General features: G+C 66.7%; 24 protein-coding genes. 15 read left to right on the forward strand and 9 right to left on the reverse strand.

Translation table 11 applies throughout. From position 1 onward, the window contains the following. Positions 1-164 precede the first annotated feature (164 nt). A complete protein-coding gene (locus tag AC1D0A_RS11315; RefSeq protein ID WP_476945803.1) occupies positions 165-1,082 on the reverse strand; it encodes an SGNH/GDSL hydrolase family protein in 918 nt (305 codons plus the stop codon). 282 nt (positions 1,083-1,364) lie between these two features. Here AC1D0A_RS11315 and typA point away from each other — a divergent pair, with 282 nt between their 5' ends. The 3 genes from typA to AC1D0A_RS11330 all read left to right on the forward strand — a co-directional run bounded on the left by typA (position 1,365) and on the right by AC1D0A_RS11330 (position 4,746). Further along, positions 1,365-3,293 carry a translational GTPase TypA gene (gene typA / locus AC1D0A_RS11320; protein ID WP_079550304.1) on the forward strand — a complete coding sequence of 643 codons (1,929 nt, stop codon included), beginning with the start codon at positions 1,365-1,367 and terminating at the stop codon, positions 3,291-3,293. 27 nt (positions 3,294-3,320) lie between these two features. Then, positions 3,321-3,707 (forward strand): hypothetical protein, encoded by a 387-nt coding sequence (locus AC1D0A_RS11325; RefSeq protein ID WP_476944561.1) that lies wholly within the window; start codon positions 3,321-3,323, stop codon positions 3,705-3,707. Positions 3,708-3,936: 229 nt separating this feature from the next. Next, positions 3,937-4,746: a type IV toxin-antitoxin system AbiEi family antitoxin domain-containing protein gene (locus AC1D0A_RS11330; RefSeq protein WP_476945804.1), complete on the forward strand. Its 810-nt coding sequence runs from the start codon at positions 3,937-3,939 to the stop codon at positions 4,744-4,746. 504 nt (positions 4,747-5,250) lie between these two features. Here the strand turns inward: AC1D0A_RS11330 and AC1D0A_RS11335 are convergent. Then, complete coding sequence (locus AC1D0A_RS11335) at positions 5,251-5,499, reverse strand: putative acetyltransferase (RefSeq protein ID WP_043434852.1); 249 nt, start codon at positions 5,497-5,499, stop codon at positions 5,251-5,253. A gap of 150 nt (positions 5,500-5,649) precedes the next feature. Here AC1D0A_RS11335 and fdxA point away from each other — a divergent pair, with 150 nt between their 5' ends. From fdxA to AC1D0A_RS11360, 5 genes are all read left to right on the forward strand, one after another. Further along, positions 5,650-5,976, forward strand: a complete 327-nt coding sequence (gene fdxA, locus AC1D0A_RS11340) for a ferredoxin (protein ID WP_028275689.1) — start codon at positions 5,650-5,652, stop codon at positions 5,974-5,976. Positions 5,977-5,988: 12 nt separating this feature from the next. Next, a complete protein-coding gene (dapC, locus tag AC1D0A_RS11345; RefSeq protein WP_308197239.1) occupies positions 5,989-7,137 on the forward strand; it encodes a succinyldiaminopimelate transaminase in 1,149 nt (382 codons plus the stop codon). A 228-nt stretch (positions 7,138-7,365) separates the two neighbouring features. Further along, the gene (locus AC1D0A_RS11350) at positions 7,366-8,649 is read left to right on the forward strand and encodes a citrate synthase (RefSeq protein ID WP_028275687.1); all 1,284 of its coding nucleotides are present in this window, start codon (positions 7,366-7,368) and stop codon (positions 8,647-8,649) included. A gap of 79 nt (positions 8,650-8,728) precedes the next feature. Then, a complete protein-coding gene (locus AC1D0A_RS11355; protein ID WP_476945819.1) occupies positions 8,729-9,376 on the forward strand; it encodes a TetR/AcrR family transcriptional regulator in 648 nt (215 codons plus the stop codon). A 47-nt stretch (positions 9,377-9,423) separates the two neighbouring features. Then, positions 9,424-10,035, forward strand: a complete 612-nt coding sequence (locus tag AC1D0A_RS11360) for a hypothetical protein (protein WP_028275685.1) — start codon at positions 9,424-9,426, stop codon at positions 10,033-10,035. Positions 10,036-10,097: 62 nt separating this feature from the next. Here the strand turns inward: AC1D0A_RS11360 and AC1D0A_RS11365 are convergent, their stop codons facing one another. Continuing rightward, positions 10,098-10,949, reverse strand: a complete 852-nt coding sequence (locus AC1D0A_RS11365) for a hypothetical protein (protein WP_459385321.1) — start codon at positions 10,947-10,949, stop codon at positions 10,098-10,100. A 111-nt stretch (positions 10,950-11,060) separates the two neighbouring features. Next, positions 11,061-12,083 (reverse strand): 2,3,4,5-tetrahydropyridine-2,6-dicarboxylate N-succinyltransferase, encoded by a 1,023-nt coding sequence (dapD, locus tag AC1D0A_RS11370; protein ID WP_476945805.1) that lies wholly within the window; start codon positions 12,081-12,083, stop codon positions 11,061-11,063. Between the two features lie 209 nt (positions 12,084-12,292). On the opposite strand from dapD, the gene dapE reads away from it, so the two are divergent. Next, positions 12,293-13,390 carry a succinyl-diaminopimelate desuccinylase gene (dapE, locus tag AC1D0A_RS11375; RefSeq protein ID WP_476945820.1) on the forward strand — a complete coding sequence of 366 codons (1,098 nt, stop codon included), beginning with the start codon at positions 12,293-12,295 and terminating at the stop codon, positions 13,388-13,390. 105 nt (positions 13,391-13,495) lie between these two features. On the opposite strand, the gene AC1D0A_RS11380 is transcribed toward dapE, so the two are convergent. From AC1D0A_RS11380 to AC1D0A_RS11395, 4 genes are all read right to left on the reverse strand, one after another. Beyond that, positions 13,496-14,332 (reverse strand): amino acid ABC transporter permease, encoded by an 837-nt coding sequence (locus tag AC1D0A_RS11380; protein ID WP_476945806.1) that lies wholly within the window; start codon positions 14,330-14,332, stop codon positions 13,496-13,498. Beyond that, positions 14,329-14,979, reverse strand: a complete 651-nt coding sequence (locus AC1D0A_RS11385; RefSeq protein ID WP_028275680.1) for an amino acid ABC transporter permease — start codon at positions 14,977-14,979, stop codon at positions 14,329-14,331. Before AC1D0A_RS11385 ends, AC1D0A_RS11380 begins: the two co-directional genes overlap by 4 nt. A 98-nt stretch (positions 14,980-15,077) precedes the next feature. Further along, the gene (locus AC1D0A_RS11390; protein WP_243180934.1) at positions 15,078-15,962 is read right to left on the reverse strand and encodes a glutamate ABC transporter substrate-binding protein; all 885 of its coding nucleotides are present in this window, start codon (positions 15,960-15,962) and stop codon (positions 15,078-15,080) included. 58 nt (positions 15,963-16,020) lie between these two features. Next, a complete protein-coding gene (locus AC1D0A_RS11395) occupies positions 16,021-16,776 on the reverse strand; it encodes an amino acid ABC transporter ATP-binding protein (protein WP_243180931.1) in 756 nt (251 codons plus the stop codon). Between the two features lie 214 nt (positions 16,777-16,990). On the opposite strand from AC1D0A_RS11395, the gene AC1D0A_RS11400 reads away from it, so the two are divergent. The 4 genes from AC1D0A_RS11400 to AC1D0A_RS11415 all read left to right on the forward strand — a co-directional run bounded on the left by AC1D0A_RS11400 (position 16,991) and on the right by AC1D0A_RS11415 (position 20,098). Next, complete coding sequence (locus AC1D0A_RS11400; protein ID WP_476945807.1) at positions 16,991-17,884, forward strand: LOG family protein; 894 nt, start codon at positions 16,991-16,993, stop codon at positions 17,882-17,884. A 48-nt stretch (positions 17,885-17,932) separates the two neighbouring features. Beyond that, positions 17,933-18,289 (forward strand): DivIVA domain-containing protein, encoded by a 357-nt coding sequence (locus AC1D0A_RS11405; RefSeq protein WP_476945808.1) that lies wholly within the window; start codon positions 17,933-17,935, stop codon positions 18,287-18,289. Continuing rightward, positions 18,286-19,677, forward strand: coding sequence for a hypothetical protein (locus AC1D0A_RS11410; protein ID WP_476945809.1), 1,392 nt, complete (start codon positions 18,286-18,288; stop codon positions 19,675-19,677). Before AC1D0A_RS11405 ends, AC1D0A_RS11410 begins: the two co-directional genes overlap by 4 nt. Before the next feature lie 253 nt (positions 19,678-19,930). Further along, positions 19,931-20,098 carry a DUF3117 domain-containing protein gene (locus AC1D0A_RS11415; RefSeq protein WP_079550332.1) on the forward strand — a complete coding sequence of 56 codons (168 nt, stop codon included), beginning with the start codon at positions 19,931-19,933 and terminating at the stop codon, positions 20,096-20,098. A 110-nt stretch (positions 20,099-20,208) separates the two neighbouring features. On the opposite strand, the gene AC1D0A_RS11420 is transcribed toward AC1D0A_RS11415, so the two are convergent. After that, entirely contained in the window at positions 20,209-20,841 is a 633-nt protein-coding gene (locus AC1D0A_RS11420) for an O-methyltransferase (protein WP_018773821.1), read from the reverse strand. A gap of 272 nt (positions 20,842-21,113) precedes the next feature. On the opposite strand from AC1D0A_RS11420, the gene sigE reads away from it, so the two are divergent. Beyond that, entirely contained in the window at positions 21,114-21,767 is a 654-nt protein-coding gene (sigE, locus tag AC1D0A_RS11425) for an RNA polymerase sigma factor SigE (RefSeq protein WP_028275673.1), read from the forward strand. A 104-nt stretch (positions 21,768-21,871) separates the two neighbouring features. Further along, complete coding sequence (locus tag AC1D0A_RS11430; protein ID WP_476945810.1) at positions 21,872-23,158, forward strand: hypothetical protein; 1,287 nt, start codon at positions 21,872-21,874, stop codon at positions 23,156-23,158. Positions 23,159-23,179 lie beyond the last annotated feature (21 nt).

The raw sequence follows: 23,179 nt of genomic DNA on the forward strand, positions 1-23,179 counted from the left end.
CTGAGGGCTTGAATAAGCCCGCCGCCAGCAGCGCTTGGCAGCTGGCAGTACAGGAGCCGGTGTCCTCCCCTCGAGGCGGACACCGGCTCCTTTGTTGTGCTGTGGCCGTCCTGCGCTGGCGGTGCCTGCGCCGGTGGGACGTGCGCCGGTGGGACAAACCTGCGTTAGTGGGACAAACCGGCGAGCATGGCGGGGTCAGCGTAGTCAAACCCCAGTGACTGCAGCCGCTGGCCGAAAACGGCGCCCAGGGCCGCGTGGCCCTGCCGGTTCAGGTGGACCCGGTCCGCCATCGAGCCCGTCAGGTTGTACCGGGTGAGCCAGTCGCCTGCGCTGACGAACGGCAGCCCGTGCTGGTCCGCCACCCGCCCCAGAAGCGCGTCCACCTCGCTCCGGCGTCCTCCGCCGTAGTGGGCGCCGCGCCCGAGTGTGCCGACCATGAGTATCCGGGCCGCGGGGTAACGCTGCTGGATGCTGGCGATCAGCCGTTCCGCGTTGGAGACGATCTGCGCGTCGGAGGCGCCGCGTGCGGCATCGTTCCCGCCGCCTTCGATCACCACGAGGGGAGGAGTGCCGTACGGGAGTTTCCAGTCGCCGCGCTGAAGCGCGTCGATGTAGTTGCCGGTCCTGCCGTTGGACGCCACGAAACCGGTGCCGCCCCGGCCACAGAAGAAGACTTTGTACCCAGCAGCGGCCAGACCTTGCCTGGGCCAGCCGTAGGAAGGTTCCGATTGCGAGTCGCCAATCAGCACGGCGACATTGCTGGTGTCCTTGACGATGATCTCGTTGCGGCCGTTGGCAGGATTGCGGTAGGTCGAGCCGCTCGGCAGGGCGGCGGGGTCGATGGCGGACCCGATGCGCGTCTTCGCCGCGGACCCGGCCGCGACCGGCACTCCCGCGCCGACGGCCGCTCCGGCCCCGCCGCCGGTCAGCGGCGTGCCCACAGCTCCCGCCTCTGATGATCCCGCGTCGGAAGAGCCCGCGTCGGGGGCAGGTGAATAAGAGGTCTGTCCGCAGCCGCCAAGAACGACGCCGGTGGCGATCATCATTGCGACGAAGCGGGACAGGGCCGAGGCGTTTCGCATGAATGTCTCCGGGCTTGCTTGCTGCTATCAGAGCAATGATGGTGCATGGGCGCTGGAAAATCCAGTGACTTTACTCACACGTAATAGACCACTTCCGTGCGCCCGTCCTGCTCTGGCGACAGCGCGGACGCTGGTCGCCGATCCGCATTTTAGGCCAATAAATGACCTAGCGTTTAGAATGGTAGTAGGTGCCCTGTGCCAAAGGGACTTATCTGTCGTGCGTTCCGGTTGGAAATGTCGCGATACCACAGCTGACTTCACCACTGAATCGAGCAATAACGCATGTCTGAAACCACCACCAACACCGCGGTAGCCACTGCATCGCGCAGTGACCTGCGCAACGTCGCGATCGTGGCCCACGTTGACCACGGCAAGACCACGCTGGTCGACGCCATGCTCAAGCAGACCAACTCCTTTGCCGAGCACAACCACCTCGAAGACCGCGTCATGGACTCCGGTGACCTGGAGCGCGAAAAGGGCATCACCATCCTGGCCAAGAACACCACGGTGGCCTACAACGGACCGTCCTCCAACGGCGAAACCATCACCATCAACGTCATCGACACCCCCGGCCACGCCGACTTCGGTGGCGAGGTCGAGCGCGGCCTGTCCATGGTCGACGGCGTCGTCCTCCTCGTCGATGCCTCTGAGGGCCCGCTGCCCCAGACCCGCTTCGTGCTGCGCAAGGCCCTCGCCGCGCACCTGCCCGTGATCCTTCTGGTCAACAAGACCGACCGCCCCGACGCGCGGATCGAAGAAGTTGTCCACGAATCCATGGACCTGCTCCTGGGCCTGGCCTCCGACCTCGCCGACGAAGTCCCGGACCTCGACCTGGACAAGATCCTGAACGTGCCGGTTGTTTACGCCGCCGCTAAGGTCGGCCGCGCCTCCCTCGAGCAGCCCGCCGACGGCAGCGCCCCGGAAAACGAAGACCTCGAGCCGCTCTTCCGGGCCATCATCGAGCACATCCCGGCCCCGACCTACAACCCGAACGGTGTCCTGCAGGCACACGTCACCAACCTGGACGCCTCACCGTTCCTGGGCCGCCTGGCGCTGCTGCGCATCTACAACGGCACCCTGCGCAAGGGCCAGACCGTGGCCTGGGCACGCGCCAATGGCGAGCTCAAGAACGTCAAGATCACCGAACTTCTCGCGACCAAGGCCCTGGACCGCGTCCCCGCTGAGTCCGCTGGCCCGGGCGAGATCGTCGCCGTCGCCGGCATCGAGGAGATCACCATCGGTGAGACCCTGACCGACGCCGAGAACCCGCAGCCGCTGCCGCTGATCACTGTTGACGACCCGGCCATCTCCATGACCATCGGTATCAACACCTCGCCGCTGGCCGGCAAGGTCAAGGGCGCCAAGGTCACGGCCCGCCAGGTCAAGGACCGCCTCGACAAGGAACTGATCGGTAACGTCTCCATCAAGGTTCTCCCCACCGAGCGTCCCGACGCCTGGGAAGTCCAGGGCCGTGGCGAGCTTGCACTGGCCATCCTGGTCGAGCAGATGCGCCGCGAAGGCTTTGAGCTGACCGTCGGCAAGCCGCAGGTGGTTACCAAGACCGTCGACGGCAAGGTCCACGAGCCGATGGAACACATGACCATCGACGTGCCCGAAGAGTACCTCGGCGCCGTCACCCAGCTGATGGCCGCCCGCAAGGGCCGCATGACCAACATGGCCAACCACGGCACCGGCTGGTGCCGCATGGAGTTCATCGTTCCGGCCCGCGGCCTGATCGGGTTCCGCACCAAGTTCCTCACGGACACCCGCGGCGCCGGCATCGCCGCCTCCATATCTGAAGGCTACGAGCCGTGGGCCGGCCCCATCGAATACCGCACCAACGGTTCGATGATCGCCGACCGCGCCGGTGTTGTGACCCCGTTCGCCATGATCAACCTGCAGGAACGCGGATCCTTCTTCGTCAAGCCCACCTCCGAGGTGTACGAGGGCATGATCGTGGGCGAGAACTCCCGCGCCGACGACATGGACGTGAACATCACGAAGGAAAAGAAGCTCACCAACATGCGTGCAGCTTCCTCGGACACCTTCGAGAACCTGACGCCCCCGCGCGACCTGACCCTCGAAGAGTCCCTCGAATTTGCCCGCGAAGACGAGTGCGTTGAGGTTACCCCGGATTCAATCCGCATCCGCAAGGTCATCCTGGACACCAACGAGCGTGCCAAGGCCAACCGCGCCCGCGCCAAGGTCTGATCCCGGTCTCCGGGCTTCAGCCACAACGTGATTAAGAGAGCTGCCGGTACGGCAGGCGGCATTGCCGCCGCCGTGCCGGCAGCTCTTTTTGTTGCCCTGGCCGGCACCGCCCTGCACCGCCACGATCTGGTCCTGGGCGGAGTGGACGTCCCGTGGGGCGCCGTCGCTGCGCTCGTGCTGCTGGGCTCGGTCCAGCTGTGGCTGGGGGCGGCATTCCGTTCTGTCACTCCGACGGCGGCTTGCGGAGTCCTCTGCTACGCGCTGATTGGCTGGTGGTCCACCCTGGAAGCGGGCAAGCGCCTGGTCATCGGCGACGCCGCGGGCAATATCTGGGTCTTCGGCATCGCAGGCATCACCGTGGCCATGCTCGCCTGGTGCCGGCGCTACAGGAGGCCGAGCGGCCAGGACCGGTGACGACGGGCCAGGACCGGGCCGCCCTGCCCGGCTCCCCACGGGACATGCCCATTTTTCGATCGCTCGAGTGGGCGCAATGGCATTATGTCCGGCCCTGGGTTGGTGCGCGGGACATGCCCCGCCCTCAGGGTCGTACCTGTCCAGCACCGCCCCCATCCGGCTGGTGCAGTTTTCCACATAGTGCAGGATCCGGCTTCCAGGGCGCAGAGTGCGGCTCCACCATGGGTGAATGGCCAACATCATCGAGGTGCTCTCGAATTACGACGGCGTCGCCCGCGCCAAATACATTGCCGCCGCGGGGGTCTCCGATTTTCAGCTCAAGTCCGCGATGGCCTCGGGAACCGTGTCCCGGGTGGCCCGCGGCGTCTATGCGTTGCCCGGTGCAGACGAGCAGCTGATCGCCATACGCTCGCTTCCGGCGGAACCGGCGTGTATCACCGCGGCACACTTCAGCGGGCTGTGGGTCCTTGAAGCCCCGGCCCAGCCGCACGTTGCCCTCACCCACAGCAGGAGCTACCAGGGCTTCGTCTGCCACAGGGCGCCCGCGCCCCCGACCCTCCTGGACACGGTCATCCAATGCTTGCGCTGCCTACCCGAACCTCACGGGCTGATCATCGCCGAATCCGCCGTCGTGCTGAAGGGACTCCCGCTGGGTTCGTTGCGTCAGCGGCTCGATGGCCGGAACGACACCCGGGAGCGCCGGATCGTGTCGGCGATTGTGCCGCAGTCACAGTCGCTCATTGAGTGCCTGGCCCGGTTCCTGCTGCGGCGGGCCGGTTTCCATGTTGAATCGCAGGTCAACGTTCCAGGGATGGGACACCTGGACCTGATGGTCGACGGCCGTCTCGGCATCGAGACCGACGGGGCGGGATTCCACATGGACAGGGCCAGCTTCGAGGAAGACCGGCGGCGTTGGAACGTCACCACGCGCCGGGGAATCCCGACTCTTGTTGTGACGTACCCGCTGCTGAGGGACCACCCCGAGGATTTCATCACCATGGTCCGCGACGCCCTGAACCGGCTGTCTGCGGCCGCCTAGAGTCAGACTCCACGTCCAGCTTCGTTCGCCCTTGCGATACGGTTCGGCCCTGTGGTCCTGCACTCTGATCCTGCACTCTGATCCTGCACCGCGCCCAGCCACCGCGGAAATTGTCCCGTGCTCTTTCGATGCACCTCTGGACATGTCCCTTGTTCCGTTGGTTATCCCTGCACATGTCCCTTGTTCTGCTGGTTTACCACTGGACATGTCCCTTGCTCCGTCGATTCACCACGGGACATGTCCCGCGCTGGGTGGCGGCGATGAGCATGGCGCCGAAATGTCCATCTCCTGCAGCAAGGAGAGGGAATGTCCATTGGTGGCCGGGGGYGGGGCTGGGCATGTGCGTGGTTGGCCAGCAGGGGAGGGCATGTCCATTGGTSGCCGTGGGCGGGGCTGGGCATGTGCGTGGTTGGCCAGCARGGGAGGGCATGTCCAYTGGTCGGGTGGTGCGGAGGGCATGTCCCCTCGGCGCAACCACCGAGGCGCCCACCCCGGGACCGCCCGTCAGGGCTCCTGCACCCGTGGGGCGCGGCGAGGCGGGGGCGGCGGGACTTCCTTGGCTGCCACGACAAGGGGGAGGGCAATGACGACGTCGGAGCGGCGGGTGCGGACGGTGCATACGCCGTCGGCGCGTTCCACGAGCTCGCCGAGGGCATCCGTCAGGCCGCCCTCGATCCTGTACCGGACCACAACGCGGGTGCCGAGCGGGGCTGAGGAGAGGAACTGCTGGGGCAAGGGCAAAGGCGAACTCATCAGATCATCGTAAGACGCGGAGCATGTGTGACGTCCGGCTAGGTTCGCGGGAACAGGCTGGGAGATAATAGGCTCAGAAGTCAGCAGCCCGGCTCAGGGCCTGGAAATCATCCGGCCGGTCGCCGGAACCAACGTGGAGAGGCCAGGGACGTGACGTACGTAATCGCGCAGCCGTGTGTAGATGTCAAAGACAAGGCATGTATTGAGGAGTGCCCCGTCGATTGCATTTACGAGGGTGAGCGTTCCCTGTACATCCACCCCGACGAGTGCGTGGACTGCGGTGCCTGTGAGCCGGTCTGCCCCGTGGAGGCGATCTACTACGAGGACGACACCCCCGAAGAATGGGCTGACTACTACAAGGCCAACGTCGAGTTCTTCGACGAACTCGGGTCCCCGGGCGGCGCCGCGAAGGTTGGGAACACCCACACCGACCACCCCATGATCGCCGCCCTGCCGCCGCAGAACCAAGAGAACTAGGACGGCGCTACGGTGACATCTGCGGTGCGCACCTTCGGCCTGAGCCTGCCCGATTACCCGTGGGAGGCCATGGCGCCGTATCTCGCCACGGCAGCCCGGCACCCGGCAGGAGCCGTCAACCTTTCCATCGGAACCCCGGTGGACGCGACGCCGGCCCTCATCCAGGACGCACTGCGCGCCGCCGCGGACGCTCCCGGCTATCCCACAGTGCACGGGACGCCGGCCCTGCGGGAAGCCATCGCCGGCTGGTTTGCGCGCCGGCGCGGCGTACCCGGGCTCGACCCGCAGAATGTGATGCCAACGGTGGGTTCCAAGGAACTCGTCGCGTGGCTGCCGTTCCTGCTCGGCCTGAAGCCGGGCGACGTCGTCGTCCGGCCCACGGTTGCGTACCCCACCTATGACATCGGGGCCACCTTCGCCGGCGCGGAGCAGGTCGCCGCGGACGACCTTGACGAGCTCGACGCCGGCACCCGGGCCCGCGTGCGCCTGGTCTGGGTCAATTCACCGGCCAACCCCACCGGCAGCGTCCGGGACATCGCGTCGCTGCGGCGGATCGTCCGGCAGACCCGCGAGCTCGGCGCCGTCGTCGCGTCCGATGAATGCTACGCCGAGCTCGGCTGGGGGGAGTGGGACGTCCAGCGTGGCGGCGCCCCGGTCCCGAGCGTCCTGGATCCGCAGGTCGCAGAAGGCTCCCACGATGGCCTGCTCGCCGTCTATTCGCTGAGCAAGCAGTCCAACGTGGCCGGCTACCGGGCGGCATTTGTCGCCGGTGATCCGGTGATCATGGCAAACCTGGTCAACAGCCGCAAGCACGCCGGGATGATTGTGCCCTATCCGGTCCAGGAAGCCATGCGCGTGGCCCTCGGCAACGATGCCCACGTCCAGGCCCAGAAGGACCTGTACCGGGGCCGGCGGGAACGGATCGTGCCCGCGCTGGAGGGTTTCGGCCTGACAATCCATGAATCGAGGGCGGGGCTTTATCTCTGGGCCACCGCCGGCGAGGCGACGTGGGACACCGTGGGCCGGCTCGCGGACCGCGGAGTCGTCGTCGGCCCCGGGGTCTTCTACGGCGACGCCGGCAACGGGTTCATCCGGGTGGCGCTGACCGCCAGCGACGAAAGGATCGACGCCGCCGTCTCGCGGCTGGACCCGGAAGCGTAACAATGCTGTGACGCGTACCACATGTGGCGTGTTTTTGGCCTTTTGCGGGCCCCCCGGATTAGTGCCACCCGCGAAGTGAAGGTACTTTTTAACTGACGATCAATGGTGGCTTTCCACAAGAAGGCAGCGCGGCCTTTGGAAATCCTGTCCGCACAGGATCCGCGGGCAGCTTCACCAGATGTTGGACCAGCTTTCGACAGAGGCCCCGATGCCTCATGAGGAGACTCCATGACTGAAACCACCAGCGCAACCCTGCGCCATGCCGGCGGCGAACTCGAACTCCCGCGCATCAAGGTTGTAGAAGGGAACGAAGGCTACGACGTTTCCAAGCTGCTGAAGCAGACCGGCGCCGTCGCCTTCGACCCCGGTTTCATGAACACCGCGGCCACCACCTCGGCCATCACCTACATCGATGGTGACGCCGGCATCCTGCGCTACCGCGGCTACCCGATCGAGCAGCTGGCCCAGCACTCGAGCTTCCTGGAAGTCTCCTACCTGCTGATCTACGGCAACCTGCCGACCCCCACCGAGCTGGAGTCCTTCGACCAGCGGATCCGCCACCACACCCTGCTGCACGAGGAGCTCAAGGGCTTCTTCAGCGGCTTCCCCCGTGACGCCCACCCGATGCCGGTGCTGTCCTCGGCCGTGTCGGCGCTGTCGACGTTCTACCAGGACTCGCTGGATCCGTTCAACGCCGAGCAGGTGGAGGTGTCCACCATCCGCCTCATGGCCAAGATGCCGGTCATCGCCGCCTACGCCCACAAGAAGTCGATCGGGCAGCCCATGCTGTACCCGGACAACTCGATGAACCTGGTGGAGAACTTCCTGCGCCTGAGCTTTGGCCTGCCGGCCGAGCAGTACGAGGTGGACCCGGTCATCGCCAAGGCCCTGGACCTGCTCCTGATCCTGCACGCCGACCATGAGCAGAACTGTTCGACGTCGACCGTCCGCCTGGTCGGTTCCTCAAACGCGAACCTGTTCGCCTCCGTCTCCGCCGGCATCAACGCCCTCTTCGGCCCCGCCCACGGCGGTGCCAACGAGGCCGTCCTGAAGATGCTGCGCCAGATCCAGGCCGACGGCATCAAGCCCGAGGACTACATGGAGAAAGTCAAGAACAAGGAAGACGGCGTCCGCCTCATGGGCTTCGGGCACCGCGTCTACAAGAACTACGACCCGCGCGCCAAGATCATCAAGGCCACGGCGCACGAAGTCCTGAGCAAGCTCGGCGGAAACGACGAGCTGCTCGACATCGCCATGCGCCTTGAAGAGAAAGCCCTGGGCGATGACTACTTCATCCAGCGCAAGCTCTACCCCAACGTGGACTTCTACACCGGCCTGATCTACAAGGCCATGGGTTTCCCGGAGAAGATGTTCACCGTGCTGTTCGCCATCGGGCGCCTGCCGGGCTGGATCGCCCAGTGGCGCGAGATGATCAGCGACCCCAACACGAAGATCGGCCGCCCGCGCCAGCTCTACGTCGGCGAACCGGAACGCAACTACCCCTCGCTGTAGCCCGCCCGCCGGCCACGGCGCGCGTGATAGATAGTACGACGCCGGCCGCGCACCTTTTGCTGAGGTTGTCGACGCCGTCATCCGGCGCCAGGAAATAGTTGACGCAGTCTTCAGGATCATCGCAACGGATGGCCTCGAGCGGGCCTCGCTGCGGGAGGTTGCTGATGAAGCGCAGCTGGCCGTCGGCTCGGTGCGGCACTATTTCGCCAGCAGCGACGAGCTGTTGACCCACGCGTTCGCCGTGGTGGTGGACCGAATCGTCGGCCGCCTCACCGACGCGGACTCCCTGCTGGACGATGCGCCGGCGGCGTCGGGGGAGCAGCATGCGGCCGTCCTGGCACTGCTGGGTGAGTTTCTTCCGCTGGACGAGCAACGGGCGGTTGATGCCTGCGTCTGGATGGCCTTCAAGAATGCCGCCCGGACAAGGCCTTTCCTGGCCGCCGAGGCCGACCGCAGCCACCGGGCGGTGGCCGCCGTCGTGGGCGGGCTCATCCTGGGCCTGGCCGAGGCTGAAGGCGTTGACGCCGACCACGCGGCCGGCCTCGACCAGCAGGTGCTCGTCACCGAAGCGGAACTGCTGCTGGCAGTCCTGGACGGTCTGACGATGCACGCCCTCCTGCAGCCCGAGTGGATGACGGCCGTGATGTGCAGGGATGTCCTCGAAGCCCACCTGGAGGGCCTGAACCGACGGCTGGCGGCCGGGCAGCCAGCCGTTAACGCCTCATAACAACAGGAATAGACTGAGATCGTACGTCTTGCCAAGGAGGCAATTGGATGCACCACACCGGCGGACCAGGCTGGCGGATCACGATGGATACTTCTGGTCCCATGCTCATTGCCCTCTACGTTCGTGACGCCGCCGGTTTGGACACCGCGGGACACCCGGCGCTCTGCCATGCGGCACCGAAGATCCGCGCCTCGGACCACTCCCACCTGATCGCCGAGGTTGGCGGCCCGGCTGCGCTCAAGACCGAATGGGAGGCCTGGTGGGAACAGCTGCTGAAAGACCACCCGGAAATGTCCCCCGAGCTCTCCCCTCCGGGCTTCCGTGCGTTCAGCAATTCGCCGGCCCTCCGGCGCGTGCTGCAGGCCCACTTCGGGGCCGCTTTGACGTGGGCACGGGAACGCCTCGCGGAATACGGGACCCTTGAGGCGGAGCGCGAAGCCAACGGCAACAACGAGCTGCTGGCCGACATGGTGGAGGACCGGCTGCTTGACGTGGGACGGGCTTCAAAGGATTTCGGCCTGACGATCATCGAGCTCCCGCTTGCGGAGCCGCGGGCCTGGTATCTCGAGCCCGATAAAATCATCATGAGCCACGAGCTGTTGTCCCAGCCGGAGCTGTTCCGCAGCTACGTGCAGCCAGTGGTCGATCTCCTCGTCTGAGCCCGCCCGGTCGCGGCTGACCCCGGTAGCGGCTGCCCCGTTGCAACTGCCCCCGGTAGCGGTCAGGTGCCGGGGGCGTCTGCGACGGTTACCCTGACCTGGCCGGCCGGGACTTGGGCAGGCTGCCAGCCGTCGCGGGACTGCCGGTTCCAAGCGCGGCCGTCGACCTCCACGCTGGTGATTTCGAGCTCCTTGGCGTTGGCCACGGCCCACTGGCCCACAGCCCAGGCCTGGGTTCCTTCGGCCTCCACGAGCAAGGTCCGGCCGTCGGTGGATGCCGTCACGTCCCCGAGAGCAGCGGTCAGCCCTGCGGTGACGGCGGCAGGATTCCCGGCGGCATCGGGGGAGCGCAGCGAGCAGTCCAGGCCCGCGGGCGTCTGCCCGCTCAGGGCGGAGGCGAAGGCGCGGGCCATCACCTCATGCTGGGCGTAGGCCTCCGGGTACGCGGAGCGCTGGACGCGCTGGGCGGCAACGGTGATGTCGAGCGACTCGTACCCGGAAACCTCGACGAGCGCATCGTAGAACGCATTGCTGGCGTGGTACGGGTCCATCACCTGCGCCGTGGTGCCCCAGCCCTGGGACGGCCGCTGCTGGAACAGTCCGCGGGAGTCGGGACCGGCCTGGTCGCCATGGCCGATGTTGCGTAGTTTGGATTCCTGCATCGAGGTGGCCAGCGCTATGCTGGCGGCCCGGGCCGGAAGTCCCCTCCGGACCGCGACGGCGGTGATGAGGGCAGCGTTGGCCGCCTGGTCGGTGGAGAGGTCATCGCCTCCGCTGCCCGTGGCCGTGCAGCGTTCGGTGATCAACGTCTCCGACCGCTGCAGGAACGCCACCGCGGTGTAGATGCCGCCCGCGACCATCGCAAGGGTCAGCAGAAGGACGATCCGGCGCCGCCAGCTCCCTCGTCGTGCCACGAAAATACTCCCTCAGGCCCCTGCGGGCTGCGTCATCGGCTTTTTCGTCGGGGCGGGTCGGCCCCGCCGGCGCGGTCTTCGCCGCCCGCCATACCGTACCAGCCGGTTCGGTCAGTTGGCGTGCAGGGCCTCGTTGAGCTCCACCGTCTGGCCCTTGCGGGGGAGGACCTCAACCTCACCAGTGGTGGAATTGCGGCGGAAGAGCAGGTTCGGAACGCCGGAAAGGTCCACGGCCTTGACGATCCGGCTGGTGTCTTCGCCGTCGGCGTCCTTGGGGCCGATCACGCGCACACGGGTGCCGGCGGTGACGTAGAGGCCTGCCTCCACCACCGAGTCGTCACCGATGCTGATGCCCACACCGGAATTGGCGCCGAGGAGGACCCGCTCGCCGAGGGAGATCTTTTCCTTGCCGCCGCCGGAGAGGGTTCCCATGATCGAGGCCCCGCCGCCGACGTCGGACCCGTCGCCGGTGACGACGCCGGCCGAGATCCGGCCCTCGACCATGGAGGTACCCAGGGTTCCGGCATTGAAGTTCACGAAGCCCTCGTGCATGACCGTGGTGCCTTCGGCCAGGTGCGCACCGAGCCGGACCCGGTCGGCGTCGGCGATCCGGACGCCGGAGGGAACGACGTAGTCCACCATGCGCGGGAACTTGTCCACGCCGAACACCGTGACGGCGCCGCGCTTGCGCAGGCGCGCCCGGGTCAACTCGAAGTCCTCTACGGCTGCGGGGCCGAAGTTGGTCCACACCACGTTGGGAAGCTTGCCGAAGATGCCTTCAAGGTTGATGGTGTTGGGCTGGACGAGCCGGTGGGAGAGCAAGTGCAGGCGAAGGTAGGCGTCCGCCGTGTCCGCGGGTGCCGCATCCAGGTTGATCTGGGCAAAGACAACTATCTGCTCAGTGCCCCGGTCCTGGTCAGTGCCGCTGGCGGCGATGTCGATCAGCGACTGGTCCGCGTTCTCCACGTCATGCAGGTGCTCCGCGGCGACTCCGAGCGCCGGCGCCGGAAACCACACGTCCAGCACGGTGGCGTCACCGTTGCGGGTAGCCACGGTGGCCACCCCGTAGCCATAGGCAGAGCGGGCGTCAGAACGGGCGTCGGCGGGCACAGCGGAAGCAGCAGTTTCAGTCATGGCCCAAGTCTAACGAGAGGCCCCTCGGGCGCTGAAACTCATGACACCCGATTGGCACGCTGCAGGGGCCACTTGACGCCTGGAAACGGCCCCGGTAGCGACTCAGGTGGGACGGGGAGGCAAACAGATAAGGTGGAACGGTGACCCCCACGAATCCGCGCACCCCTGCCAGTGCCACCGCCAGCGTCCCTGTCCGCACACCGGTCCATCTGGACCTCCGCCAGGACGTCGCCCTGCTCACGGCCGCCCTGATCGACATCAACAGCGTCTCCGGCAACGAGGGGGTCCTGGCCGACGCCGTGGAGCATGCCCTCCGCCAGCTGCCGCAGCTGGAGCTAGTCCGCGACGGCGATTCGATCATCGCCCGCACCAACCTGGGCCGGGCCGAGCGCGTCATCCTGGCCGGCCACCTGGACACCGTGCCGTTGCCCACCACCGAGGGCTCGCTGGGGACCGTGCCGGCGTATTGGCCCTCCGGGGCCCCGGGAGACGGGATCCTCTACGGCCGCGGCGCCACTGACATGAAGGGCGGCGTCGCCGTGCAGCTGGCGCTGGCGGCCACCATGTTCGACGGCGGGGCGGAACCAGGCAAGGACGTCACGTTCGTCTTCTACGACCACGAGGAGGTCGAGGCCGTGAAGAGCGGCCTGGGCCGTCTGGTGCGCAATCACGGCTCCCTGCTCGGCGGGGACTTCGCGATCCTGCTCGAGCCGACCGACGGGACGGTGGAGGGCGGCTGCAACGGCACCAGCCGCTTCGAAGTGACCACGAACGGCGAGGCTGCCCATTCGGCCCGGGCCTGGATGGGCAGCAATGCCATCCACGCCGCGGCCCCGATCCTGGCCCGGCTGGCGGCGTATGAGCCGCAGACCGTGACGGTTGACGGCCTGGACTACCGCGAAAGCCTCAACGCCGTGAAGATCCACGGCGGCACGGCCGGAAACGTCATCCCGGACAAGTGCGTCGTGGAAATAAACTACCGCTTCGCGCCGGACAAGACCCCGGACGGAGCCGAGGCCGTCGTGCGCGAACTGCTGGACGGATTCGACGTCGTGCGCACCGACAGCGCGGCCGGCGCGCGGCCGGGCCTGAACCACCCCGCGGCGGCGTCCTTCGTCGCCGCCGTCGGCGCGGAGCCGAAGCCCAAGTACGGCTGGACCGACGTCGCACGCTTCAGTGAACTGGGCATCCCCGCGGTGAACTTTGGACCCGGCGATGCTCTGCTGGCGCACAAGGACAACGAACACGTCGAAGCGGACGCCATTCGCGAATGCCTGCGGGCGCTGCGGACCTGGCTGAGCGCCTAGCAAAGCCTAGGAAGCAACGCCCAGGAACCAACGCCCAGGACACAAGTAACGCACAAAGGGTCCGGAACCTCCGTGAGGTTCCGGACCCTTTGTGGGTGGGACGGCTTACTTGGCGGCCGGAATACCGGCGACCGGCACGTGCGCCACGCCGCCGGCGGCGCGCTTGGAGCCGCGGCGTTCGAGCCAGATGGCCAGGCGGGAGACCGCCAGGTCGATCGCGATGTAGATGGCCGCGGCCACGAAGAACACCGGGAACAGGTACTGCGGACCCAGGAAGTCCGCCATGACCTGCACGGCCCGGAGCAGCTCGCCGTAGGCGACGATGTAGCCGAGCGACGTGTCCTTCAGCAGCACCACGAGCTGCGCGACCAAGGACGGCAGCATGCGCCGGATGGCCTGCGGCAGCTCGATGGTCAGCCGGCACTGGAAGCTCGTCAGGCCGATCGCCAGGCCGGCCTCACGCTGGCCCTTGGGCAGCGACTGGACGCCGGCGCGGATGATCTCGGCGAAAATCGCCGAGTTGTAAAGGACCAGGCCGGCCACGACGGCGATGAACGAGCTGGTGGCAAAGACGAGCAGCACGAACAGCATCATGAGCACAACGGGCATGCCGCGCAGGAATTCAAGCACGATCCGGGTGGGCACCCTGATCCAGGCGTTGTCCGAGATGCGCATCAGGCACAGGAGCAGGCCCAGCGGGAAGGCAATCACGGCCGACACGGGCGCGGCGGCCAGCGTGGCGCCGATGCCGGCGGCGATCAGGGCCCAGACCTCGGGAAGCTGGAAGACCGCCCAGCGTTTGGGGTCGAAGATTCCCTGCTGGGCCAGGGTCACGACTGCCAGGACGAGGAGGCCGCCGATCACGATCACGCCGATGATGGAGCCGATCAGCGAGACCCGGCGGGCTTTGGGGCCGGGGACGTCATAGAGAACGGAGCTCATCGTGCGATCGCCACCTTTCGTTCAACGACGCTGGCGAGGTAGCCAAGCGGGATGGTTATCAGCAGGTAGAAGAATGCGATGCCGACCAGAACCCACATGACGGCGTCGCCGTTGGCATTGGCCAGCTGCTTGCCCTGGCCGAACAGTTCCAACACATAGAACGCGCCGGCCACAGAAGAGTTCTTGACCAGGGCGATCAGAATGTTGATCAACGGCGGGATCACGGTGCGCAGGGCCTGCGGCAGGATGATCAGCGAGAGCACCTGGGTGAACTGCATGCCGATGCTGCGGGCGGCCTCCGCCTGGCCCACCGGGACACTGTTGACGCCGGAGCGCACTGCCTCGGCAATGAAGGCCGAGGTGTAGGCGCTCAGGGCGATGATGGCGGCGACCTCGAACTGCTGGAACGTGACGCCGAGGCGGGGCAGAACCACTGCTGCGAAGAAGAACGCGATGGTCAGCGGGGTGTTCCGGACGATCTCGACGTACGTCATGCTGAAGCCACGCAGCGCGGCGACGGGCGAGACACGGGCGGCAGCCAGGATGGTGCCGAAGACCAAGGCGATAATCCCCGAGATCAGGGACAGGAAAAGGGTTCGGAGAAAACCGTCCCAATACTGGGGGAGGTTTTCAATGATGACGTCCATAAGTTCCTTCAGCTGCGTTGAGGGGATTCCAGGCGAAAGACGGGAGTGGCGGCCGTCGGGCCGCGGAAAATCCGCGGTCCGGCAGCCGCCACAGCCGGCTAGTAGCGGTCGATCGTGGGAAGCGCGGGCGTGGTCTTGATGACCGTGCCGGCGGTGTCTTCCCAGGCCTTCTTGTAGGACCCGTCCTTGTCGGAGGCCTCCAGCTGGTCATTGACCCACGTGCGGAAGGCGGTGTCATCCTTCTTCAGGCCGATGCCGTAGGGCTCCTTGGTGAAGGTCTGATCCGATGCCAGCTTGAAGGCGTCCGGTTCCTTGGACACGAAACCGGCCAGGATGACGTTGTCGGTGGTGACGGCTTCAACCTGGTGGTTCCGCAGCGGTTCCAGGCAGGCTGAGTAGGTCGCGGCCGGAACCAGGACGGCTCCGTACTTCTCCACGATCGTCGAGGCTGGCGTGGAGCCGGTCACGGAGCAGACGTTCTTGCCCTTGACGTCTTCGGGCTTGGTGATGGAGTTGTTGTCCTTGTTCACCATGAGCGCCTGTCCGGCCTCGTAGTACGGTCCGGCGAAGTCGACTTCGGCCTTGCGCTTGTCGTTGATGGTGTAGGTGGCGACGATCATGTCCACCTTGCCCTGCTTGAGGAACTGCTCGCGGTTGGCGGAGACAGTTTCGACCCATTCGATCTTGTCGGCGGGAATTCCCAGCTTGGCAGCCATCAGCTTGCCGATTTCGACGTCGAAGCCGACGGGCTTGCCGTCGAGGCCCTTCTGGCCGAAGAGCGGCTGGTCGAACTTGGTGCCGATGGTGATCTTGCCCGCGGATGAAAGCTTGGCCATGGTGGAATCGGCAGGAAAGCTCGGCTTCTCGGCCACGGGCGGGTTGGTGGTAGTGGAGGAGCTGCCGCCACAGGCGCTCAGGCTGAGTGCCAGTGCTGCGGAAGCGGCAACCAGAAGGGATTTCCTTCGGGTCAAAAATGCCATCATGACATTCCTTTCATTGTGCGGCCGCCGTCCGGCAGCCAGGGTGCGAAAACGTAGTCGGTCAGTGTGTCAGCAGCTTGGACAGGAAATCCTTGGCCCGGCTGCTCTTGGGGTTGTTGAAGAATTCCTCGGGGGTCGCGTCCTCAACGATCTGGCCGTCGGCCATGAACACGACTCGGTCGGCCGCCTTGCGGGCGAAGCCCATCTCGTGGGTGACCACGATCATGGTCATCCCCTCCTTGGCGAGCTGGACCATGACGTCCAGGACCTCGTTGATCATTTCCGGGTCAAGAGCCGAGGTGGGCTCATCGAAGAGCATCACCTTGGGCTTCATGGCCAGGGCGCGGGCGATGGCAACGCGCTGCTGTTGGCCGCCGGAGAGCTGGGCCGGAAGTTTGGGGGCCTGATGCCCGACGCCGACCCGCTCCAGGAGGGCCATGGCGTCCTTGTCGGCCTCGGACTTGGCAACGCCCTTGACCTTGATGGGGCCGAGGGTGACGTTTTCCAGAATGGTCTTGTGGGCGAACAGATTGAACGACTGGAAGACCATGCCGACGTCGGCGCGCAGCTTGGCCAGTTCCTTGCCCTCCTCGGGCAGTTCCTTGCCATCGATCCTGATGTCGCCGTCGTCGATGGTCTCGAGGCGGTTGATGGCGCGGCAGAGCGTCGACTTGCCGGAACCCGAGGGGCCGATGACAACAACAACTTCACCCTTGCGGACGTTCAGGTTGATGTCCTTCAGGACGTGCAGCTGGCCGTAATGCTTGTTCACGGCCTTCAGGGAGACGAGGGCATCGCCGGGCACTTGAGTAGTCATAGTACGAATCTAGCGAAGATTGACCAGATATGACGGCAATCACTCATTTTGGTGCAGATCGTGATTCAAGAGATACCTGCACGTCAGGTCCCTTTGCCGGACTGCGTCGGACATTCGCCGTTGACCTTGGCGAACGGCGTCGGCAGGCGCTTGCGGCCGTGCGGCGCCGACGCGCCGACGCGGCGGCGGCCGAGTTCCGCGCTAGCCTATGGGCATGAGTACCGATCCGCAGCACGGCCCCAAGCAAAACCTCGAGCAGAACCCGGAGCAGAACCCCGCCGGAAAGCCGGCCCGGGAGGCCCGGAGCACACCGGCGCCCAACGGAATCCGCCACAAGGGTCCGCTGGAGCTGCGCCGCAAGGCCGCCAAGGTCACGATGTCCGACCAGACCTTGCTGGACACCAAAGGGCCGGGACAGTTCGTCCACACCGACCCCTGGCGCGTGCTGCGGATCCAGAGCGAGTTCGTGGAAGGATTCGGCGCGCTGGCCGATCTCGGTCCGGCAGTCAGCGTCTTCGGTTCTGCCCGCACCGTGCCGGGGAGCCCGTACTACGAACTCGGCGTCGAGGTCGGACGCCGGCTGGCCGAGGCCGGACTGGCCGTGATTACGGGCGGCGGCCCCGGCTCGATGGAGGCCGCCAACATGGGCGCCGTGCAGGGCAACGGCGTCTCCGTGGGGCTCGGAATCGAACTGCCCTTCGAGCAGGGCATGAACCAGTGGGTGGACCTGGGCATCAACTTCCGGTACTTCTTCGCCCGCAAGACCATGTTCGTCAAGTACGCCCAGGGCTTCATCGTGCTCCCCGGCGGCCTCGGCACCCTGGATGAGCTCTTCGAAGCCATGGTCCTGGTCCAAACCCGCAAGGTCACTTCCTTCCCGATCGTCCTGGTGGGAACCGCTTTCTGGAGCCCCATGCTCGAGTGGGTCCGGGACACCCTCGTTGCGGAGGGAATGGTCTCGGCTGAGGACCTGGACCTCGTGCAGGTGGTGGACGACCCCGCGCGGGCGGTCGAGCTGGTCGTGGAAGGCGCCGCCCGCCACCGGAACCCGAACGGCGGCTCCACCAACGGGACCGGCACGGCGGAGATCAAGGGAACGCGGGGCTGATCCGTCCGCCTGAGCGCTCCGGCGTCCGGCTTCTGGCACGATGGTCTAGTGAGTCTCTTCCTGGTTTTCCTGGCGATTGTGCTGATCGGCGTCGCCGTCCTCCTGGGCACCGGCCTGGCACCGAAAATCTTCCGTCGCCGCCGGGACGGCGGTGCGGGCGGTTCTTTTGACGACGGGTTCGACGAGCCGGTCGCATCACTGCCGCCGGTCCTGCTGCCCGAGCGCGCGGCCGCGGCGGACATTGACCGTCTGCGCTTCGCCGTCGGACTCCGCGGCTACCGGATGGACCAGGTGGATCAGGTCCTGGATGACCTGCGGGAGCAGATCATCGCCAAGGACCAGGAGATCGAGGCACTCGGGGAGGAACTGGAGCGCCTCCGTCCGCCGACCGAAGAGCGTCCGTGAGCCGCGTGGAAGACCCGGAGACCGTCGCGGCGCCTGAGGCCCGGAAGCCCCAGGGGTTGAACGCGGCCCTGTGGAGCCGCATCGCCGCCGCGGGCGCCGCGATGGCGCGGTGGCCCTGGTGGGCGCAGGTGGCCGGACTCTACATCGCCGCGAGGCTGGTCAGCGCCTGCATCTTCATGGCCGCCGCCCTGCACCAGGGCGTGAATCCGTGGTTTCCCGCCAAGCCCGACTACTGGAACTTCATCAACATCTGGGATGCCCGCTGGTACGCCCAAGCGCTGCAGGCGGGGTACCCAGCGCTTCTGCCGACCGACGGCGCCGGCACCGTCCAGGAGAACACGTGGGCCTTCTACCCCCTGTTTCCCGTGCTGGGCCGGGTGGTGTCCGGGCTGACAGGCATGGGCCCGGCGTGGTCCCTGACGGCCATCGCCCTGGTCTCCGGAATGGGTGCAGCCCTCGTGGCGTACAGAATTTTCCGGCACCGGGCCACGCACCGCACGGCGCTCTGGGGGACCGTGTTCCTGGCGGCTTTCCCGGTGGCGCCGGTGCTGCAGGTGCCCTACGCCGAATCCCTCAACCTGCTGCTCCTCGGCGCCGCGCTGCTGCTTGTCATGGAGCGCCGGTACCTGTGGGCGATGCCCGTTGTGGTCCTGATGTGCCTTTCCCGGCCCACGGGGGTTCCGTTTGCCGCGATGATGGGCCTGTTGCTGCTCTACCGTTTCTGGCAGCGACTCACTGCGAAAACCCGCACTGCGCAAACCCATACTGCGCAGACCCGCGCTGTGCAGCATCCCACGGCACAACACCCCACGAATCAGAGCCCCGCGACACAGGGCGTCACAGTGCAACGCCGGGACGGCGTCGCCCTCCCCGGCAACGCCAAGCTGTGGTCACTGGGCGGGCTCACCGCCGTCAGCGGCATCGGTGCCCTGCTGTGGCCGGCCATCGCCTGGGCCGCGACCGGCGATCCGGGCGCCTACACCAAGACCGAAACCGCATGGCGCGGCGATGACCTGGTGCCGTTCAAGCCATGGTTCGACGCCGGCATCATGCTGTTCGGGCCGACGCTCGGCGTGCTGGCTCCCTTCGTGTTCGTTGCCGCGTTCACGCTGCTGATGATGTCCCGGCCGGTCGTCGCCCTGGGCACCGAGCTGAGGCTCTGGTGCTGCTGCTATATGGGCTACCTGCTGGTCTTCCTGCACCCCCAGACCAGCACGTTCAGGATGCTGCTGCCGCTGTTCCCGCTCGCACTCAGCGCCGCCCTCCTCTCGCGTTCCCGCGCCTACCGGGGCACCGTGGTGGTCATGTTCGTGCTGCTGCAGATCGTCTGGATTGTGTGGCTGTGGGCGTGGGCGCAACTGCCGGGCGGAGGGGACTACCCGCCGTGACGCACAGCACCATTTCGCGGCGCCGGCCCGGCCTGGCGGGACGCGCTGGAAAGTCCAACGATTAGCTACGGGCGCATTGTTACGCGATAATAGAGGATAAGCAAGGACAAGAAGCACACAGTTTGTAAGCGGTTTATTTGTGAGTTTGCCGGTCACGGCAGCCTCCTGGAGCGCTGCCGGACGGCTTGATTGGCCAAGCGGACGCAGCCCGGCCGGGCTGGTATGTCAGGGACTAATGGAGGGGATATTCCTTATGGCGGCAATGAAACCACGCACCGGCGACGGCCCTATGGAAGTGACGAAAGAGGGACGAAGCCTGATCATGCGTGTTCCGCTCGAAGGCGGGGGGCGGCTTGTAGTCGAACTCAATGCCGCTGAGGCGACGAACCTCAAGGAATGCCTCGTCGGCGTCACCGAATAGCGTCACGCCAAGAGCTTCGCAACAGGGCGGGGTCCCGGCCACTAGGCTGCGGACCCCGCCCTTTGCTGTCAGTACCCGCCCCTTGGACCCGGGCTAGTGAATCCTGGCTGCTACTTCTTCACCGCGATCAGCAGGCCGTCTCCGGTGGGCAGCATGGCGGAGGCGAGACGGTCGTCGTCGCGGATGGACTTGCCGATCTGGCGCAACACCACGGTGGTGGCTTCCCGGGCGGCCGGGTTCGCGACCCGGTCCTTGTCGAGGGCATCATTGACGATCAGCAGCCCGCCGGATTTGAGCAGCCGCACGGCCTGTTCGACGTAGCTGGGGTAGTTCGGTTTGTCCGCGTCAATGAAGACGAGATCATAGGCGCCGTCCGTAAGCCGCGGCAGGACATCCCCGGCCCGGCCAGAAATGGTGCGGGTGCGGTTGGCGGGGCTGCCGGCCTCCTGGAACGCTTCGCGCGCTGCCTTGAGGTGTTCGACGTCGACGTCGATAGTGGTCAGGACAGCCTGCGGACCCAGCCCGCGCAGGATGCACACGCCGGACACGCCCGCGCCGGTGCCGATCTCCACGGCGGTCTGTGCCTTGGACGCCGCCGCCAGCACCGTCAGCACGGCGCCCACGCCGGGCCCGATCGGGGTCACGCCAAGCTCGAAGGACCGTTCGCGCGCGTGCAACAGGACCTCATCCTCGGCAGGCAGATCTTCTGCATAGGACCAGCTCGTGGACTTATCGGCGCTCATGGGATATCGCTTTCTGGGCGGCAGGGGAGTGTTCCCTACAGCGTACTGTGTCCGGCGGGACGGGACGCGGAGGCGGCAGCACCGTGGCCCCGGCCGGAGGGGGTCGTTCTGCCTTCGGCGGAAGACCGCGGTGGATCAGGAAATTCCCAGCTTATTTTGAAATGATGGGTATCCGCTCATCCGCGTGGTGATCGGCGTCGAATGAATGGTGCAGGAACCTGTGCAAGCAGGCACAATTCAGGCGTAGGTACCATCCACGAGGGGAGTGGACGATGTCGATTCTGGCACCTGTCCCGGCAACTGAGGCAACAGATTCAACCGGCCAGTCCCGGACCGCGGCGGAAGCCGAATGGGTCCGGCCGACCTGGGAGGAAGTGGTGACGAACCACTCCGCCAAGGTCTACCGCCTTGCGTACCGGCTGACCGGAAACAAGTACGACGCCGAGGATCTCACCCAAGAGGTGTTCGTCCGGGTGTTCCGTTCACTCGAGAACTTCAAGCCCGGCACGCTCGATGGCTGGCTGCACCGGATCACCACCAACCTGTTCCTGGACCAGGCCCGTCGCAAGAGCCGGATCCGCTTTGACGCTTTGGCCGACGACGCCGAGTCGCGGCTGCCGGGCCGGGAGCCCGGGCCGGAGCAAAGCTTCGAATTCAACAACCTCGACGTCGATGTCCAGGCAGCGCTCGAGGAACTTCCGCCCGACTTCCGCGCCGCCGTCGTGCTGTGCGACCTCGAAGGGCTCTCCTACGACGAAGTCGCCGCCGCGCTGGACATCAAACTCGGGACCGTCCGGTCCCGGATTCACCGCGGCCGGACAATACTCCGTGAAAAGCTCGCGCACCGCGACCCGCGCCCGGCGCAGCCGGCCAAGCAGTCCCTCAAGCCGCGGCTCAAGATGCCGCGCATCGCCGGCCTCCTCTGAACCGGTCAATGGGTCTGCTGAGACGTTTACTGGGAGCACCAGGCTGCAAGTTCTGGTGCGGGCCCGGGGCTACCCGGAAATGGGCCGCCGGCCGCCACGACCACGTGGAAGCATGTGCCGAATGCCGCGCCCGGCAACAGCGCGAACGCCAGTACCTCGAGAAGCTCCGCGGCGCCGCCGTGCCCGAGGCCAGTGAGGACCTGACTGCACGGCTCCTGGCACGGACCGGTCAGCTGGCCGCGGAACGGGCGGCGGCGGAACGGACCGCCGAAGCGGAGCGGGAACAAACAGCCCCGGCAGCTACGGCGCCAGCAGCTACAGCTCCTACACCTGCGGCACCTTCAGCGCCGGAACGGGCCATGGCGGAACGCCCCGAACCGGCCGGCGCAGCGGAAGTATTGGACGCAGCGGAACGGCCGGGCGCGGCGGACGCCGCCGGGGCCGGCCATCGTCCGTGGCCCTCAGACCGGTTACCGCCGGGACACCCCCTGCCGGGTCGGCCAGGGACCGCGGCACCGGTCGCCGGTCACGCCGCCGCCGCGGGTCCACACCGCGCCCGCCGCCGCGGCCCGCGCCTGCCGGTGCTTGCCGTCGGCGGAGCCGTCGCCGCCTTGGCCCTCATGACCGGCACCGCGTACGTCATGGGCGGCGACGACGCGGTCCCCGCCGAGGGCGCAGAGACTGCCACCCTCGCCCACCCGGATGCCCCCGGGCTGCCCGCCAGCGGTGAGCCGCTCGGTGCAACGGAGCTGTTCGACGCCAGCGGATCCGGCGTCCCCGGCGCTGAGGGAACTGGGCCCCGTGTCGCGTTCGGCCTCGGCGGCGAGCCCGACTTCACCCCTTCCGGGACGCTGAACACCGGTGAGCTTGCCGCGTTCCGCTCGCAGGGATGGACATGTCCGGAGCTGCACGAGCTCGGATTCCACCTCATCTGGGCCCGTGCCGGCGTCATCTCCGGGGACGAGGTCCTGGAACTTCGCCTCACGGATGGCCGGCACTTCGCCACGGTCCTTGAGCAGCATGCCTCGACGCGGGCGCCCSCGGCGCCCCCCGCACCGGCACGGGCCGAAGTTTCGCCCATCAACGTGCTGACCGGACACACCGCCGTGGCAGACGGCTTCATCCCGGCCAAGGCCGGCACGCCGTCGGCCGCCCCCGAACCCGGGAATGGCTTTCTTTGGGTAAACCCCGCCCCGCCCTACCGGGCCATCTACCAGACCTCGGCGGCGACATACACGTACATTTCGGACCTGCCGGCCGAGCAGGCGGACGACGGCGTTGCCGCTCTGAGCCGGGTCAGCAGTGGCGCTCCCGTGCCGGCCTCGCACAACGGAATTCCGGAACGGATCGAGCGTGGATTGAGCAGAATCCTGGAGCACCTGGCACCGTGAGGCAGGGACGGGCCGGACATG

Source organism: Arthrobacter sp. P1_D4 (assembly GCF_056406115.1).

Excerpts from the sequence above, each read along its gene's own strand:
- typA (WP_079550304.1), top strand. The coding sequence starts at position 1,365 with ATGTCTGAAACCACCACCAACACCGCGGTAGCCACTGCATCGCGCAGT.
- AC1D0A_RS11335 (WP_043434852.1), bottom strand. The coding sequence starts at position 5,499 with ATGAGTTCGCCTTTGCCCTTGCCCCAGCAGTTCCTCTCCTCAGCCCCG.
- AC1D0A_RS11420 (WP_018773821.1), bottom strand. The coding sequence starts at position 20,841 with ATGAGCGCCGATAAGTCCACGAGCTGGTCCTATGCAGAAGATCTGCCT.
- AC1D0A_RS11315 (WP_476945803.1), bottom strand. The coding sequence starts at position 1,082 with ATGCGAAACGCCTCGGCCCTGTCCCGCTTCGTCGCAATGATGATCGCC.
- AC1D0A_RS11350 (WP_028275687.1), top strand. The coding sequence starts at position 7,366 with ATGACTGAAACCACCAGCGCAACCCTGCGCCATGCCGGCGGCGAACTC.
- AC1D0A_RS11330 (WP_476945804.1), top strand. The coding sequence starts at position 3,937 with ATGGCCAACATCATCGAGGTGCTCTCGAATTACGACGGCGTCGCCCGC.
- AC1D0A_RS11415 (WP_079550332.1), top strand. The coding sequence starts at position 19,931 with ATGGCGGCAATGAAACCACGCACCGGCGACGGCCCTATGGAAGTGACG.
- AC1D0A_RS11400 (WP_476945807.1), top strand. The coding sequence starts at position 16,991 with ATGAGTACCGATCCGCAGCACGGCCCCAAGCAAAACCTCGAGCAGAAC.
- AC1D0A_RS11385 (WP_028275680.1), bottom strand. The coding sequence starts at position 14,979 with ATGGACGTCATCATTGAAAACCTCCCCCAGTATTGGGACGGTTTTCTC.
- AC1D0A_RS11360 (WP_028275685.1), top strand. The coding sequence starts at position 9,424 with ATGCACCACACCGGCGGACCAGGCTGGCGGATCACGATGGATACTTCT.
- AC1D0A_RS11380 (WP_476945806.1), bottom strand. The coding sequence starts at position 14,332 with ATGAGCTCCGTTCTCTATGACGTCCCCGGCCCCAAAGCCCGCCGGGTC.
- AC1D0A_RS11395 (WP_243180931.1), bottom strand. The coding sequence starts at position 16,776 with ATGACTACTCAAGTGCCCGGCGATGCCCTCGTCTCCCTGAAGGCCGTG.
- sigE (WP_028275673.1), top strand. The coding sequence starts at position 21,114 with ATGTCGATTCTGGCACCTGTCCCGGCAACTGAGGCAACAGATTCAACC.
- dapD (WP_476945805.1), bottom strand. The coding sequence starts at position 12,083 with ATGACTGAAACTGCTGCTTCCGCTGTGCCCGCCGACGCCCGTTCTGAC.
- AC1D0A_RS11390 (WP_243180934.1), bottom strand. The coding sequence starts at position 15,962 with ATGATGGCATTTTTGACCCGAAGGAAATCCCTTCTGGTTGCCGCTTCC.